Genomic DNA, 15,346 nt, shown 5'->3' with positions numbered 1-15,346 from the left:
CTGTGGTGTCTGTGAAGAATCAGGTCTCGTAGTCCATGCACTGCCGCTGCTCCACCACCAGGCGCATGAACGGCTTGAGGGCGGTGTGCGAGGGATGGTTCTGGTACGCGGCGAGCGCGTCGCGGCCGGTGAAGCTGCTGTTGAGCACCAGATCGTAGGTGCATTCCAGGTCGCCGCCGGCGGTGGCGACCTCGAAGCGCACGATGCCGGGCACCAGCTGGGCGCAGGCGTCGAGCAAGGCCTTGGCCTTGGCGATGTTGGCCTCGCGGCTGCTGCCGTCGGCGGTCGCCTTGATCTTCCACATGACGATGTGATGCAGCATCAGAAGGCCTCCTCGGGCAGGGCCGCGCAGGTCTGGTCGCGGCTGCTCACCACCTGCAGCCACGCGCCGATCTTGGGCAGCTCGTAGTGGAAGAAGAAACGCATGGCGGCGAGGCGGCCGGTGCGGGCGTTCGATTCGGGTGCCGCGTGCGCGGCAAGCGCCACGTCCAGCCAGACCCAGGCCAGCACGGTGTGGCCGAAGGCCTGCAGGTAGGGCACGGCATTGGCCAGCGCGTCGGTGGGTTCGCCGGTGGCCCAGGCGGCCTTGGTGGCGGCGCCCACCTGCGCGAGCGCCTGGCCCAGCACATTCGCGTGGGCGGCCAGTTCGGGCACGTGGATGGCGCGCTGAATGGTCTCGTTGATGCGCCCGGCCAGCAGGCTCAGGCCCTTGCCGCCTTCCATCAGCACCTTGCGGCCCAGCAGGTCCATGGCCTGGATGCCGTGCGTGCCTTCGTGGATCATGTTCAGGCGGTTGTCGCGCCAGTACTGCTCCACCGGGAAATCGCGCGTGTAGCCGTAACCGCCATGGATCTGGATCGCCAGGCTGTTGGCTTCCAGGCACCATTCGCTGGGCCAGCTCTTGGCGATGGGCGTGAGCACCTCCAGCAGCAGCCGCGCGTCGTCCGCCGTGGCGGCGTCCGCCGTGTGCTGCTCGTCCACCAGGCGCGCGCAGTACAGCTCCAGCGCCAGCGCGCCTTCGCAGTACGCCTTCTGCGCCAGCAGCATGCGCTTGACGTCCGCGTGTTCGATGATGCGCACCGGCGGCTGCGCCGGGTCCTTGCCGGCCGGGCCCATGGGGCGGCCCTGCGGGCGGTTCTTCGCGTAGTCCAGGCTGGCAAGGTAGCCTGCCATGCCCAGCATGGTGGCGGCCATGCCCACGCCGATGCGGGCCTCGTTCATCATGTGGAACATGCAGTGCAGGCCTTTGCCCGCCTGCCCCACCAGGTAGCCCACCGCGCCCGCTTCGCCCTGCACCGGGTACTTGCCCTCGCCGAAGTTGAGCAGCGTGTTGGTGGTGCCGCGCCAGCCGCATTTGTGGTTCAGGCCGGCGAGCGCCACGTCGTTGCGTTCGCCCGTCAATTCCCCGGCGGGGTTCACGATCTTCTTGGGCACGATGAAGAGCGAGATACCGCGCGTGCCGGGCACGAGCTTGCCGTTCTCATCGGGAATCTTGGCCAGCACCAGGTGGATGATGTTCTCGGTCAGCTCGTGCTCGCCGGCCGAGATCCACATCTTGTTGCCCTTGAGGCGGTAGCGCGGCCCGAGCGGGTCGCTCTCGAAGCCGGCGCCATCGGGCACGGCGCGGGTCGTCACGTCGCTCAGCGACGAGCCGGCCTGCGGTTCGGACAGGCACATGGTGCCGGAGAACCGGCCCGAGAACTCGTTGAGCGCGAACACGTTCTTCTGCGCCTCGGTGCCGTGCACCATGAGCAGGTTGGCGTTGCCGGTGGTGAGCATGCCGCTGCCGATGCTCACCGAGGCCATGGCGAAGAAGGCGTTGGCCGCAGCCTCCACCGTGTAGGGCAGCTGCATGCCGCCCACCTCGTAGTCCTGCGCGGCGCTGAGCATGCCGCTCTCGGCGTAGGCCTTCTGCGCGTCGTGCGTGGCCTGGGGCAGGACCACCTTCTCGCCGTCGAAATGCGGCTCCTGCGTGTCCACCACGCGGTTGAACGGCGCGTATTTCTCGCGCGCGATGCGCTCGCAGGTGTCGAGCACGGCGTCGAAGGTCTCGCGGCTGTGGTCGGCGAAGCGCTCGCGCCCGCTCAGCGCGGGTGCGTCGAGCCAGTCGTAGAGCAGGAAATCGACGGTGGGGCGCAGGCTCATGGAGGTCTCTTCTTCAGTTCTTGGGCGGCAGCGCGGCGATGGTGCCCTGCGCCACCGCGCACAGCTTCTCCACCCCGCCCTGGACCACGAAGACGTCGCAGCGGCAGACCGATTGCGTCCTGCCGGTGTGCACGGCTTCGGCCCGGGCGATCAGGCGCTCGCCGATCGCGGGTCGCAGGTAGTTGATCTTGAACTCTGCCGTGACCACCGGCAAGCCCAGGGCACTGCCACCGGCGTAGGTGAGCGCGTTGTCGGCGGCGTAGCTGAGCACGCCGCCGTGCACGAAGCCGTGCTGCTGCTTCACCGATTCGCCAATGGGCACGTGCAGCTCGCAATGCCCCTTGGAGAACGCGGCCAGCTCGGCGCCGATGAGGCGCGAGAACGGCTGCGCGGCCAGCACCTCGCGCCCCATGGCCAGAAACACCTCGGGGCTGACGCTGGCCTCGGCCATGGTGCCGGCCCTCAGAGGACTTCGAACACGCCGGCGGCGCCCATGCCACCGCCAATGCACATCGTCACGCAGACGCGCTTGGCGCCACGGCGCTTGCCTTCGAGCAGCGCGTGGCCGGTCAGGCGCTGGCCCGACACGCCGTAGGGGTGGCCCACGGCGATCGCGCCGCCGTTCACGTTGAGGCGGTCGCCCGGGATGCCCAGCTTGTCGCGGCAGTAGATCACCTGCACCGCGAAGGCTTCGTTGAGCTCCCACAGATCGATGTCGCCGATCTTCAGGCCCAGGCGCGCGAGCACCTTGGGAATGGCGAAGACCGGGCCGATGCCCATTTCATCGGGCTCGCAGCCGGCCACCGCGAAGCCGAGGAAACGGCCCAGGGGTTTGAGGCCGCGCTTCTCGGCGAGGGTCTCGTTCATCAGCACGCAGGCACCGCCGCCGTCGCTGAACTGGCTGGCGTTGCCGGCCGAGATCACGCCACCGGGAATCGCCGGGCGGATGCCGCTGATGCCTTCCTTGGTGGTGCCGGCGCGGATGCCTTCGTCGTTCTCCACCGTCACCTGTTTGGTGCTCAGGCCCATGACCTTGTCGACCACGCCGGCGGTCACGGTGATGGGGGCGATCTCGGCCTTGAAGAGACCCGCTTCCAGCGCGGCCGTGGCCCGCTGCTGGCTGGCGGCGCCGTACTCGTCCATGGCGTCGCGCGAGATGTTGTAGCGCTTGGCCACCTGCTCGGCGGTCTGCAGCATGTTCCAGTAGATCTCGGGCTTGTTCTTCACCAGCCAGGGGTCGGCCAGCATGTGGGTGTTCATTTCCTGCTGCACGCAGGAAATGCTCTCCACACCGCCGGCCACGTACACGTCGCCCTCGCCCGCGATGATGCGTTGCGCGGCCATGGCGATGGTCTGCAGGCCGGACGAGCAGAAACGGTTGACCGTCATGCCCGAGGTGGTGATGGGCAGGCCGGCGCGCAGCGCGATCTGGCGCGCGATGTTGGCGCCGGTGGCGCCTTCGGGGTTGGCGCAGCCCATGATGACGTCGTCCACTTCAGCGGCTTCGATGCCGGCGCGCTGCACGGCGTGCTGCACCGCATGGCCGCCGAGCGTGGCGCCATGGGTCATGTTGAAAGCGCCCTTCCAGCTCTTGGCCAGGGGGGTGCGGGCGGTGGAAACGATGACGGCGTTGGTCATGATGAATTCCTAGTTATCTTGCGAATTGAACGGTGAGACGAGAGAGCCGCCGCAGCCCAGGGCACCCACGGAACCGGCTTCGCCGGGCCAAGGGTGCGTCCCCCCATGGGGGGAAGACGCGAAGCGGCGCAGGGGGGCCATCACGAATTGAAGGTCTTGCCTTCTGCGACCAGTCGGGCCAGCAGCGGTGCCGGCTCCCAGAATTTCGCGTCGTCCAGCGGGTTCTTGGCGAAGCGCTTCATGCTCTGCACCACGTTGAACAGGCCCACCGTGTCCGCGTAGATCATCGGACCGCCGCGGTGGATCGGGAAGCCGTAGCCGAAGATGTAGACCACGTCGATGTCGCTGGCCTTGTTGGCAATGCCCTCTTCCAGGATGTGCGCGGCCTCGTTCACCAGCGAGTACACCAGGCGCTGCACGATCTCCTCGTCGGAAATCTTGCGCGGCGTGATGCCGAGCGACTTGCGGTGGTCCTCGATCATTTTCACCACTTCGGCATTCGGGATCGCGTCGCGCTTGCCCGGCACGTAGTCGTACCAGCCGGCGCTGGTCTTCTGGCCGAAACGGCCCTTCTCGCACAGCAGGTCGGCCGTCTTGCTGTACTTCATGTCCGGCTTTTCCTGGTAGCGGCGCTTGCGGATCGCCCAGCCGATGTCGTTGCCGGCCAGGTCGCCCATGCGGAACGGGCCCATGGCCATGCCGAACTTCTCCATCGCCTTGTCCACCTGCTCGGGCGTGCAGCCCTCGTCCAGCAGGAAGCCGCCCTGGCGGCCGTACTGCTCGATCATGCGGTTGCCGATGAAGCCGTCGCACACGCCGGAGACCACCGCCGTCTTCTTGATCTTCTTGGCCACGGCCATCACGGTGGCCATCACGTCCTTGGCGGTCTTCTCGCCGCGCACCACTTCCAGCAGCTTCATCACGTTGGCCGGGCTGAAGAAGTGCAGGCCCACCACGTCCTGCGGGCGCTGGGTGAAATTGGCGATCTGGTTCACGTCCAGCGTGGAGGTGTTGGAGGCCAGGATCGCGCCGGGCTTCATCACGCGGTCGAGTTCCTTGAACACCTTTTCCTTCACGCCGATCTCTTCGAACACAGCCTCGATCACGAGGTCGGCCGAGCCGATGTCGTCGTAGCTCAGCGTGGTGCTCAGCAGGGCCATGCGCTGCTCGTACTTGTCCTGCTTGAGCTTGCCCTTCTTCACCTGGGCTTCGTAGTTCTTGCGGATGGTCGCGACGCCGCGATCCAGCGCCTCCTGCTTCATCTCCAGGATCTTCACCGGGATGCCGGCGTTGAGGAAGTTCATGGAGATGCCGCCGCCCATGGTGCCGGCGCCGATGACGGCCACCGAGGCGATCTCGCGCTTGGGCGTGTCTTCCGGCACATCGGGAATCTTGCTCGCGGCGCGCTCGGCCGTGAACAGGTGGCGCAGCGCACGGCACTCGGGCGTCCACATCAGGTTGATGAAGATCTCGCGCTCGAAGGCCATGCCGTCGTCGAACTTCTTCTTGGTGGCGGCTTCCACCGCGTCCACGCACTTGGCCGGCGCCGGGAAGTTCTTGGACATGCCCTTGACCATGTTGCGCGCGAACTGGAAGTACGCATCGCCCTTGGGGTGCTTGCACGGCAGGTCGCGCACCCGGGGCAGCGCGCTGCCGTCGGCGTGCTTCGCGGCCATCTCGCGGGCCAGGGCCAGGGCTTCCTCGGCCAGGCTCTCGGGCGAGGCCGACAGCTTGTTGAACAGCATCTGGCCGGGCACCTGCGCGAGCATCTCGCTCTTGACCGGCTCGCCGCTCACGATCATGTTCAGCGCGGGCTCCACGCCCAGCGCGCGCGGCAGGCGCTGCGTGCCGCCGGCGCCGGGAATCAGGCCCAGCTTCACTTCGGGCAGCGCCACGTTGGTGCCGGGCGCGGCGATGCGGTAGTGGCAGCCCAGGGCCAGCTCCAAGCCGCCGCCCATGGCGACGGAGTGGATCGCGGCGATGACCGGCTTGGAGGCGTTTTCCACCGCCAGGATCACCGACAGCAAGTTCGGCTCGGCCAGCGCCTTGGGCGAACCGAACTCGCGGATGTCCGCCCCACCCGAAAACGCCTTGCCCGCCCCCGTCAGCACGATGGCCTTCACGGCCGGATCGGCCTCGGCCTTGGCCAGCCCGTCGGTGATGCCCTGGCGGGTGGACAGCCCCAGGCCGTTGACCGGCGGGTTGTTCATGGTGATGACGGCCACATCGCCGTGGACCTGGTACTCAGCGGTCATGAAAAAGCTCCTTCGTTGTATGTCGGACAGTGCCTGAGGGCGTTGACTGTGACGCTCTTCTTTAAAAAGAACGATCGTTCGATTCTAGAAAGATTGTGCAACGCCGCAAGACCCGGGTGTCGCCGGCTTGTCTCGGGGAGGGCGAACCACAAAAATCCAGCCGGAGCGCGTGCCCCGATCCAGGATGCCGTGGGTCCGGCTCCGCCGGCCCACAGGCATCGCCCCCCAGTGGGGGGTGCCGCCGCAGGCGGCGCGGGGGAGTCCCGGCGCCGGGCCGCCCCAAGCCGGGAAAGCCCCCTTGGGGGGCAGCGACCCGCGCAGCGGCGGAGCGTGGGGGCCACACCTAAACCTCCAGCCACTCCTTGCGGGTGTAAGGATCGGCGCGCAGGCTCTCCGGCGTGCCCTGGAACACGATGCTGCCGTGCCCCATGACCAGCGCGCGATCCGAAATCGCCATGGCAATCGTCAGCTTCTGCTCGATCAGCAGCACCGAGATCCCGCGCGACTTGAGCGTCTGCAGGTACTGGCCGACCAGCTCCACGATCTTGGGCGCCAGGCCCTCGGTGGGCTCGTCGATGATGATGAGGTCGGGGTCGCCCATGAGGGCGCGGCACAGCGTGAGCATCTGCTGCTCGCCGCCCGAGAGCACGCCCGCTTCGGTGTGCTGGCGCTCGCGCAGGCGCGGGAACATGCCGTACATGTCCTCGAAGCTCCAGCGCGAGCCCTTGCCGCGGCCCTTCTGCCCCAGCATCAGGTTCTGGTGCACGGTGAGCGTGGGGAAGATGTCGCGGTTTTCCGGCACGTAGCCCAGACCCAGGTGGGCCACCTCATAGGCCTTCTTGCCCATGATCTGCTGGCCCTTCCAGTGGATGCTGCCCTGGCATTCCACCAGGCCCATGACGGCCTTGGCGGTGGTGGAGCGGCCCGAGCCGTTGCGGCCCAGCAGCGCGACGATCTCGCCGGGCTGCACGTCGAAGCTCACACCGTGCAGGACGTGGCTCTTGCCGTAGTAGGCGTGGAGGTTTTCGATCTTGAGCATCAGTGCGCCGCTCCTTGTGCGTCTGCCACGTGCGAGCCCAGGTAGGCCTCCTGCACGCGCTGGTTGGCCCGGACGGCGGCGGGCGTGTCGAAGGCGAGCACCTCGCCATAGACGACCACGGCGATGCGGTCTGCCAGGCCGAACACCACGCCCATGTCGTGCTCCACCGTGAGCAGGGTCTTGCCCACGGTCACTTCCTTGATGAGGCTGATGAACCGGCTGGTTTCGCTCTTGCTCATGCCGGCGGTGGGCTCGTCGAGCAGGATCACGTTGGCGCCGCCGGCGATGGTGATGCCGATCTCGAGCGCGCGCTGCTCGGCGTAGGTCAGGTTCATGGCCAGCGTGTCGCGCTTGCGGTCGAGTTTGATCATCTCCATGAGCTGCTCGGCGCGCTCGTTGGCGTCGTCCAGGTCGGCCAGGAACTTCAGGAAGGTGTACTTGTAGCCCAGGCTCCAGAGCACGCCGCAGCGCAGGTTCTCGAACACGCTGAGCTTGGGGAAGATGTTGGTGATCTGGAAGCTGCGCGAGAGCCCCGCGCGGTTGATCTCGAACGGCTTTTTGCCGTCGATGCGCTGGCCGTTGAGCAGCACCTGGCCGCTGGTGGGCGCGAAGCGCCCGCTGATGAGGTTGAACAGCGTGGACTTGCCCGCGCCGTTGGGGCCGATGATGCCCACGCGCTCGCCCGCCTTCACAGCCAGGTTCACGCCCCGGATGATCTCGGTCTTGCCGAAGCTCTTGCGCAGGTCCTTGAGTTCCAGCGCGTAGGTTGATGGTGCGTTCATGCTCACAGCGCCTCCCGCCGCTTGATTTCTTTTTCGATGTATTCCTGGATCTCGCCCCATTCGCGCAGGAAGGCGCGGCGCGTGAGTTCGAACAGGCCCAGGCCGGTGAGCATGACCATGCCCGCGCCGAACCAGCTGTTGATGCCCTTGGCGTCCAGCGGCACGCCGAGGAAGCGCAGTTCGGAGCCCAGGGTGGTGTTGAGCTGCAGGTGGTAGACCATCTCGATCATGGCCGCCGCGCCCACCAGCATCACCAGGGCGGTGCCGGCCAGCGCGAGGTAGCTCACCCAGAGTTCGCGCAGGCGCCCGAAGGCGGCCACGCGCAGGTTCATCATGATCAGGCTGGCGATGCCGCCGGGGGCGTACATCACCATGAACAGGAAGATCAGGCCCAGGTAGAGCAGCCAGGCCTTGGTGAACTCCGAGAGCAGCACGAAGGCCAGCACCATGAGGATGCCGCCGATGATGGGCCCGAAGAAGAAGGTGGCGCCACCCAGGAAGGTGAACAGCAGGTAGGCGCCCGAGCGCGCCGCGCCCACCACCTCGGCGGTGACGATCTCGAAGTTCAAGGCCCCCAGGCCGCCCGAGATGCCGGCGAAGAAGCCGGCGATGATGAACGCCATGTAGCGCACGCGCTGGGTGTCGTAGCCCACGAACTCCACGCGCTCGGGGTTGTCGCGCACGGCGTTGAGCATGCGGCCCAGCGGCGTGCGGGTGAAGGCGAACATGAGCCCGACCGAGATGAAGGTGTAGACGGCGATCAGGTAGTACACCTGCACCTGCGGCCCGTAGGTGATGCCCATGAAGGGCTTGCCGGCCATGCGGTCGCCCGAGACGCCGCCTTCGCCACCGAAGAACTCGGGGATCATGAGCGAGAGCGCGAACACGAGTTCGCCCAGGCCCAGCGTGATCATGGCGAAGGTGGTGCCCGACTTGCGGGTGGTCACGTAGCCGAACAGCACCGCGAAGCCCACGCCCGCGAGGCCGCCCACGATGGGGATCAGCGACACCGGCAGGGGCAGCGAGCCGGCGGTCACGCTGTTGAGCGCGTGGATCGCCAGAAAGGAGCCCAGGCCGGTGTAGACCGCGTGCCCGAAGCTGAGCATGCCGCCCTGCCCCAGCAGGATGTTGTAGGACAGGCAGGCGATGATGGCGATGCCCATCTGCGAGAGCACCGTCATCGCCAGGCCGCTGGTGAAGATCCTCGGCGCCACGATGAGCAGCAGCGCGAAGAGGCCCCAGGTCAGCCAGCGCCCGACGTTGAGCGGCTTGAATGCGTAATGTTTGGAGGTCATCGCTCAGCCCTCCCGTTTGCCGAGCAGGCCACGCGGCCGGAAGATCAGGATCAGCACCAGGAACAGGTACGGCAGGATGGGCGCGACCTGGGACAGCGTGAGCTTGACGTACGAGTTGTTGGCCACGGCGTCCGACAGCGGCAGGCCGATCTGCTGGGCCAGCGTCGCCAGCGAGTACTCGAAGGCCACGGCGAAGGTCTGGATGACGCCGATGAGGATGGAGGCGACGAAGGCGCCCGAGAGCGAGCCCATGCCACCGACCACCACCACCACGAAGATCACCGAGCCCACCGTGGCGGCCATGGCCGGTTCGGTGAGGAAGGTGCTGCCACCGATGACGCCGGCCAGGCCGGCCAGCGCGGAGCCCGCGCCGAACACCAGCATGAAGACGCGCGGCACGTTGTGGCCCAGCGATTCGACGGCTTCGGGGTGGGTGAGCGCGGCCTGGATCACCAGGCCGATGCGGGTGCGCGTGAGCAGCAGCCAGACCGAGGCCAGCATCACCACCGCCACCAGCATCATGAAACCGCGTGTGGCCGGGAACGGCGAGCAGACCACGCGGATGGCCGCGTCGGCGGCGCTGCACAGCTCGGGCGGCGCGGCGCCCCAGACCATGCGCAGGCCTTCGACGGAGTTGTTGATCAGGGTGAAGACCGGACCGCGCAACTCTTCGGGCGGGCGGAACTCGACCGCGATGCGGCCCCAGACGAGCTGCACCAGCTCGACGATGACGTAGGACAGGCCGAAGGTCACCAGCAGTTCAGGCACGTGGCCGTACTTGTGCACCTTGCGCAGGCACTGGCGTTCGAACGCCGCACCCAGCAGGCCCACCACGATCGGCGCGATCAGCAGCGCGGGCCAGAAGCCCACGAACTGCGCCACCGTGTAACCCACGTAGGCCCCCAGCATGTAGAAGCTGGCGTGCGCGAAGTTGAGCACGCCCATCATGCTGAAGATCAGCGTGAGACCCGAACTCAGCATGAACAGCAGGAGCCCGTAGCTCAGCCCGTTCAGCATCGAGATGATGAAAAACTCCATTCCCTCAAACCTTCCTCATCGATGAATGAAAAAGAGCCCGATACGGCAACCCGCTCGGGCTCTTTGGATGGGTGTGGTGGTTTACCCGGGGCGCTTCATCTGGCAGCTCGTGGGCGTGCTCGACACGTAGTTGGGGTACTCCGCCACCGGCGCCAGCGTCATGCCGGTCTTCTCGGGGCTGTAGGGGTACTTGGCATCGGCCTTCTGCCAGACCGACATGTACAGCGGCTGCTGCAGCTGGTGGTCGTTCTTGCGCATCTGCACCTCGCCGTTGAAGCTCTTGACGGTGAGGCCTTCCATGGCGGCGGCCACCTTCACGGGGTCGGTGGACTTGGCCTTGGCCATGGCCGCGCCGAGGAACTCGAAGATGCGGATGGTGGAGCCGGTGTAGAAGTCGTCGTTGTACTTCTGGTTGAACTCCTTCATCCAGGCGTCCATCTGCCCACCCATGTTGTAGTGGTTGTAGGCGATCTGGTAGACCCGGCCGGCGCCGTTGGAGCCCAGCGCGGTGGGCGTGCCGGTGACGCCGGCGTAGTAGGTGAAGAACTTGCCGGTGTAGCCGTTCTCGTTGGCCGCCTTGATCAGCAGCGAGAGGTCGGAACCCCAGTTGCCGGTGATCACGGTGTCGGCGCCCGAGGCCTTGATCTTGGCGATGTAGGGGGCGAAGTCGCGCGTCTGGGCCAGCGGGTGCAGGTCTTCACCGACGAACTGGATGTCCGGGCGCTTGCGCGTGAGGGCTTCCTTGCCGAACTTCACGACCTGGTGGCCGTGCGAGTAGTTCTGGTTCAGGAAGTACACCTTCTTGATGTCGGGCTGCTTGGCGATGAAGCTGGCCATGGCTTCCATCTTCATGGAGGTGTCGGCATCGAAGCGGAAGTGCCAGTAGCTGCACTTGCTGTTGGTCAGGTCCGGGTCCACGGCGGAGTCGTTGAGGTACAGGACTTCCTTGCCGGGGTTGCGGGCGTTGTGCTTCTCGACCGCGTCGGCCAGCGCCAGCGCGACGGAGGAGCCATTGCCCTGGATGATGTAGCGCGCGCCCTGGTCGATCGCGGCCTTGAGCGCGTTCAGGCTTTCGGCCGGGCTCAGCTTGTTGTCGATCGGGGTGACTTCGAACTTCACGCCGGCCGGGTTGCCCTTGCCGCTGAACTTTTCGGCGAAGAACTGGTAGCCCTTGATCTGGCTCACGCCCACGGGACCGAGCAGGCCGGTCAGCGGGTCGATCCGGATCATCTTGACGGTTTCACCCGCCTGGGCAAACGATGCGCCAGCGGCCACCAGCATGGCGGCGCCTGCAATCATCTTCACGGTCAGTTTCATACCTATGTCTCCTTGTTGTTGACGAATCGAATAGGCGCAGCGTAAGGGCTTCTGGTGCGGTGCAGCGTAGGGGATTGCCCGGGCTTCTATCACGCAGGCGACAAGGTGCCTTGCGATGGTGCGCCCGGGCCCCTTTTCACACGCCCGGCAGCACGTAGTCCTTGAGCTGCTCGCGCAGGGTCATCTTCTGCATCTTGCCGGTGGCGCCCAGCGGGATCGCCTCGACGAACACCACGTCGTCCGGGATCTGCCATTTGGCGATCTTGCCTTCGTAGAAGGCCAGCAATTCCTCGCGGCTGAGTTCGGTGCCGGGCTTCTTCACCACCACCACGATGGGGCGCTCGTCCCACTTGGGGTGCTTCATGCCCACGCAGGCGGCCATGGCCACGGACGGGTGCGCCATCGCGATGTTTTCCACGTCGATCGAGCTGATCCACTCGCCGCCGGACTTGATCACGTCCTTGCTGCGGTCGGTGATCTGCATGAAACCGTCGGCGTCGATGGTGGCCACGTCGCCGGTGGGGAACCAGCCGTGCCCCTGCGCGTCGTAGCGCAGCGGGTCGCCGCCCTCGCCCTTGAAGTAGCTGGCGATGATCCAGGGGCCGCGCACCAGCAGGTCGCCGTAGGCCTTGCCGTCCCAGGGCAGCTCTTCGCCGGCCTCGTTGACGATCTTCATGTCGGCGCCGAAGATGGCGCGGCCTTGCTTGAGGCGAACCTTGAGCTGCTCGGTCGGCGACAGCGCCAGCTGTGCGTTCTTCAGCGTGCAGACCGTGCCCAGCGGCGACATCTCGGTCATGCCCCAGGCGTGCAGCACGTCCACGCCGTACACGTCGTTGAAGGCGCTGATCATGGCCGGCGGGCAGGCCGAGCCGCCGATGACGGTGCGGTTGAGCGTGCTGAACTTGAGGTTGTTGGCCTGCAGGTGGCCCAGCAGCATCTGCCAGACGGTGGGCACGCCGGCGGCCATGGTGACCTTCTCGGCCTCGATCAGTTCGTAGACCGATTTGCCGTCCAGCGCCGCACCGGGGAACACCAGCTTGCAGCCGACGGCCGCCGCCGCGTAAGGCAGGCCCCAGGCGTTGACGTGGAACATGGGCACCACGGGCAGCACGCTGTCGCGCGCCGAGAGGCACATGGCGTCGGGCAGCGCCGCGCCGAATGCGTGCAGCAGCGTGGAGCGGTGCGAGTACAGCGCGGCCTTGGGGTTGCCGGTGGTGCCGCTCGTGTAGCACATGCTCGAGGCGGAGTTCTCGTCGAAGGTCGGCCAGTCGTAGGTCGTGGGCTGTTGGCCCATCCAGGCCTCGTAGCTCCGCAGGCCGGGAATGCCGCTGTCGGCCGGCAGCTTGTCCGCGTCGCACAGCGCGATCCAGTGCTTCACCGTCGGGCACTTGGCCGCCACCGCCTTGACCAGCGGCAGGAAAGTCATGTCGAAACAGACCGCCTTGTCTTCCGCGTGGTTGACGATCCAGACCAGTTGCTCGGGGTGCAGGCGCGGGTTGAGGGTGTGCAGCACGCGGCCGGTGCCGCTCACGCCGAAATACAGTTCCAGATGGCGATAACCGTTCCAGGCCAGCGTGGCCACGCGGTCGCCCTGGGGCAGGTCCAGGCCGTCCAGCGCATTGGCCACCTGGCGCGAGCGGCTCGCGATCTGGCCCCAGGTGCTGCGGTGGATGTCGCCTTCCACACGGCGGGACACGATTTCGCCACTCGCGTGGTGCCGCTCGGCATGCACGATCAGTGAGGAAATCAAAAGGGGTTGGCTCTGCATCTGGCCCAGCATGGGGAGTCTCCTGTCGATGAGGGGGTTGGAATCGGCGTTCATCGTAGCGGGTTGCCCCGCACGGCTGCCCCGGGGATATCCAGGGGGGATGCCCTCGGTGTCCGTTGCGGGACACGATACCTCGGCCTTCATCAACATGGTGTTGCGTCGAATGGGGTGAATGGCGGTGGCTTGATCTGCCTCAAGGCACGGCGCTGATCTGCGCGGCCGTGAGCGAGGCGTTGAAATGCAGCTGACCGGGCCAGGCCGGCCAGGCGGCGCCCAGTGTGGCGTGGTTGGGGTTGCCGGTGCGGGCGAACTGGCCGACGCTGGCCATCATGTGGCCCGACAGCGCCTCGCGCCCTGCCCGGTTGGCGTTGCCGCCGATGGCGTTGGCGAACAGCGAGGGGCCGAAGTTGCCGAACACGAACGGCAGGTCAAAGGCGTGCGCGGCGCCGTACACCGTGTTCCACGGCGCGGGTTGCTGCGCCCAGTCGAACCGGTAGTGCCAGATGTCGGCCTGCTGCGTGCGCAGCGTGTTGAGCACGTTGTCGCGGCCGGCGCCGAAGGACGCCGCCGTGAGTTGCGCGGCCCGCGCGGTCCAGCCGGTCACGGCCGCGTTGGACGGCAGGTACGCGGCGTTGAGGAAGTCGCCCTCGGTCAGCAGCGTCGGCGCATTCGGGTCGAAGCCGAACAGCAGGTTGAAGAGCTGGGCGTCGGTCACGATGAAGCCGGCGGGCCCGCCCAGCAGCGTGAGGAAGCCGGGGAACAGCTTGCCCTCTTCCGCCGTGGTGCCGGCCAGAACGGGGACCTTGTTGTAACGGCCCGCCGCGAACTCGTTGATCGGGTTCAGCGGCAGCACCGTGCCGTCGGGAATCGGGCCTGAACCTGTGAGGTTGTTGGCCAGCAAGGTGGTGAGCACGGTGCCGCCGGCCTTGCCGCGCAGGTAGTCCGCCACCTGCGGCGCCGACTGCGTGGCGATGTAGGCCTGCGCCGTGGGCAGGTCGACGGCCAGGCCATCGGCGATCACCAGCCGGGCCAGCAGCGCGTTGCCTTGCGCCAGCGAAGCCGCTGCGTCGTTCAGCGAGGGGATGGTACCCACCGGCAGGTTGCTCGCCAGGGATATGCCGCCCGAGATCGGCACGGCCTTGTGGAACAGACCCGCGCCCAGCGGCGAGGCGACCAGCGACCAGACGTTGGTCGCGCCGGCCGACTGGCCCATCAGCGTCACGTTGGCCGCGTTGCCACCGAAGACGGCGGCGTTCTGCTGCACGAACTTGAGGCCCTGCACGATGTCGAGCAGGGCGAAGTTGCCCGAATCCTCCGCGCTGTCGAGCCCGGTCTTGAGCTGCGGCAGGTTCATGAAGCCCAGCACGCCCAGGCGGTAGTTGAGCGTGACCACCACCGCATTGGCGCTGCGCGCCAGGGCCGCGCCGTCGTAGATCGGGTCGGCGGTGTAGCCGGTGATGTTGCTGCCGCCGTGCACGAAGACGATCACGGGCAGCCCGGTGGTGGCGCTGGCCGGCCGCCACACATTGAGGAACAGGCAGTCCTCGCTGCCCACCGGCGTGTTCAGCGTCGCGCCGATCGTGGCGTCGAAACGGTTGTTGGCGCCCGGCCCGTAGAGGCGGCCGTTCTGCAGACAGGCCGCGCCGAACTGGGTGGTGTCGCGTGTGCCGCTCCAGGCCGCCGCCGCCGCGGGCGCCTTCCAGCGCCGCGCGCCGACGGGCGGCTGGGCGAACGGAATGCCCTTCCAGGCATAGGTGCCGTTGGAGGCCGCGTCGTTGCGGCCCTTGATCGTGCCCTGCGCGATCTGCCGGACCTCGGGCCCGGGCGGCGTCTCGGCAGACCCGCCTCCGCCACAGGCCGCCAGAGCCAGGCAGGCTGCGCCCGCCACCCACCACCGTGTGCTGCTGCTCATGTCTTGTCTCCAGTCGTTCTTGGAAGCGATAACCCGCTTGCGCCGGGGCCTGAAATCCTTTTGAATTCCAGCTTCCCGCCGATGCCCACTGTCCTCGGAAATTCTAGGAACGGGTGCCCGATACGCCGCTATCGCAACACGACCAATCGAGTGACTT

The 15,346-nt window shown here is 67.0% G+C and carries 12 protein-coding genes; all 12 read right to left on the bottom strand.

What is annotated here, in order from left to right:
* Nucleotides 1–19: 19 nt before the first annotated feature.
* Nucleotides 20–322, bottom strand: coding sequence for a Dabb family protein (locus ABSY19_RS28110; protein WP_382157806.1), 303 nt, complete (start codon nucleotides 320–322; stop codon nucleotides 20–22).
* On the bottom strand, nucleotides 322–2,145 hold the full coding sequence (locus tag ABSY19_RS28105) for an acyl-CoA dehydrogenase (protein WP_382157804.1): 1,824 nt from the start codon (nucleotides 2,143–2,145) through the stop codon (nucleotides 322–324). The genes ABSY19_RS28110 and ABSY19_RS28105 overlap by 1 nt, the downstream gene beginning before the upstream one ends.
* A 13-nt stretch (nucleotides 2,146–2,158) precedes the next feature.
* Nucleotides 2,159–2,596 (bottom strand): PaaI family thioesterase, encoded by a 438-nt coding sequence (locus ABSY19_RS28100; protein ID WP_382157802.1) that lies wholly within the window; start codon nucleotides 2,594–2,596, stop codon nucleotides 2,159–2,161.
* A gap of 11 nt (nucleotides 2,597–2,607) precedes the next feature.
* The gene (locus tag ABSY19_RS28095) at nucleotides 2,608–3,783 is read right to left on the bottom strand and encodes an acetyl-CoA C-acyltransferase (protein ID WP_382157800.1); all 1,176 of its coding nucleotides are present in this window, start codon (nucleotides 3,781–3,783) and stop codon (nucleotides 2,608–2,610) included.
* 140 nt (nucleotides 3,784–3,923) lie between these two features.
* Complete coding sequence (locus tag ABSY19_RS28090) at nucleotides 3,924–6,038, bottom strand: 3-hydroxyacyl-CoA dehydrogenase NAD-binding domain-containing protein (RefSeq protein ID WP_382157798.1); 2,115 nt, start codon at nucleotides 6,036–6,038, stop codon at nucleotides 3,924–3,926.
* A 343-nt stretch (nucleotides 6,039–6,381) separates the two neighbouring features.
* Entirely contained in the window at nucleotides 6,382–7,077 is a 696-nt protein-coding gene (locus ABSY19_RS28085) for an ABC transporter ATP-binding protein (RefSeq protein WP_382157796.1), read from the bottom strand.
* On the bottom strand, nucleotides 7,077–7,859 hold the full coding sequence (locus ABSY19_RS28080; protein ID WP_382157794.1) for an ABC transporter ATP-binding protein: 783 nt from the start codon (nucleotides 7,857–7,859) through the stop codon (nucleotides 7,077–7,079). The genes ABSY19_RS28085 and ABSY19_RS28080 overlap by 1 nt, the downstream gene beginning before the upstream one ends.
* 2 nt (nucleotides 7,860–7,861) lie before the next feature.
* Nucleotides 7,862–9,154 (bottom strand): branched-chain amino acid ABC transporter permease, encoded by a 1,293-nt coding sequence (locus ABSY19_RS28075; RefSeq protein ID WP_382157792.1) that lies wholly within the window; start codon nucleotides 9,152–9,154, stop codon nucleotides 7,862–7,864.
* A 3-nt stretch (nucleotides 9,155–9,157) separates the two neighbouring features.
* On the bottom strand, nucleotides 9,158–10,192 hold the full coding sequence (locus ABSY19_RS28070) for a branched-chain amino acid ABC transporter permease (protein ID WP_382157790.1): 1,035 nt from the start codon (nucleotides 10,190–10,192) through the stop codon (nucleotides 9,158–9,160).
* Nucleotides 10,193–10,273: 81 nt separating this feature from the next.
* The gene (locus tag ABSY19_RS28065) at nucleotides 10,274–11,509 is read right to left on the bottom strand and encodes a branched-chain amino acid ABC transporter substrate-binding protein (RefSeq protein ID WP_382157788.1); all 1,236 of its coding nucleotides are present in this window, start codon (nucleotides 11,507–11,509) and stop codon (nucleotides 10,274–10,276) included.
* 136 nt (nucleotides 11,510–11,645) lie between these two features.
* Nucleotides 11,646–13,289 (bottom strand): 3-(methylthio)propionyl-CoA ligase, encoded by a 1,644-nt coding sequence (locus ABSY19_RS28060; protein ID WP_382157786.1) that lies wholly within the window; start codon nucleotides 13,287–13,289, stop codon nucleotides 11,646–11,648.
* A 181-nt stretch (nucleotides 13,290–13,470) separates the two neighbouring features.
* Nucleotides 13,471–15,189: a carboxylesterase/lipase family protein gene (locus ABSY19_RS28055; RefSeq protein ID WP_382157784.1), complete on the bottom strand. Its 1,719-nt coding sequence runs from the start codon at nucleotides 15,187–15,189 to the stop codon at nucleotides 13,471–13,473.
* Nucleotides 15,190–15,346: the final 157 nt, after the last annotated feature.

Origin of the sequence: Hydrogenophaga sp. ANAO-22 (assembly GCF_042466645.1) — a bacterium.
Classification (GTDB): Bacteria; Pseudomonadota; Gammaproteobacteria; order Burkholderiales; family Burkholderiaceae_C; genus Hydrogenophaga.
Note: the sequence above shows the minus strand (reverse complement) of the source record. Positions and strands in the feature narration are given on the sequence as shown.

Coding starts and splice junctions, on each gene's coding strand:
- ABSY19_RS28110 (WP_382157806.1), bottom strand. CDS start 322: ATGCTGCATCACATCGTCATGTGGAAGATCAAGGCGACCGCCGACGGC.
- ABSY19_RS28105 (WP_382157804.1), bottom strand. CDS start 2,145: ATGAGCCTGCGCCCCACCGTCGATTTCCTGCTCTACGACTGGCTCGAC.
- ABSY19_RS28100 (WP_382157802.1), bottom strand. CDS start 2,596: ATGGCCGAGGCCAGCGTCAGCCCCGAGGTGTTTCTGGCCATGGGGCGC.
- ABSY19_RS28095 (WP_382157800.1), bottom strand. CDS start 3,783: ATGACCAACGCCGTCATCGTTTCCACCGCCCGCACCCCCCTGGCCAAG.
- ABSY19_RS28090 (WP_382157798.1), bottom strand. CDS start 6,038: ATGACCGCTGAGTACCAGGTCCACGGCGATGTGGCCGTCATCACCATG.
- ABSY19_RS28085 (WP_382157796.1), bottom strand. CDS start 7,077: ATGCTCAAGATCGAAAACCTCCACGCCTACTACGGCAAGAGCCACGTC.
- ABSY19_RS28080 (WP_382157794.1), bottom strand. CDS start 7,859: ATGAACGCACCATCAACCTACGCGCTGGAACTCAAGGACCTGCGCAAG.
- ABSY19_RS28075 (WP_382157792.1), bottom strand. CDS start 9,154: ATGACCTCCAAACATTACGCATTCAAGCCGCTCAACGTCGGGCGCTGG.
- ABSY19_RS28070 (WP_382157790.1), bottom strand. CDS start 10,192: ATGGAGTTTTTCATCATCTCGATGCTGAACGGGCTGAGCTACGGGCTC.
- ABSY19_RS28065 (WP_382157788.1), bottom strand. CDS start 11,509: ATGAAACTGACCGTGAAGATGATTGCAGGCGCCGCCATGCTGGTGGCC.
- ABSY19_RS28060 (WP_382157786.1), bottom strand. CDS start 13,289: ATGCTGGGCCAGATGCAGAGCCAACCCCTTTTGATTTCCTCACTGATC.
- ABSY19_RS28055 (WP_382157784.1), bottom strand. CDS start 15,189: ATGAGCAGCAGCACACGGTGGTGGGTGGCGGGCGCAGCCTGCCTGGCT.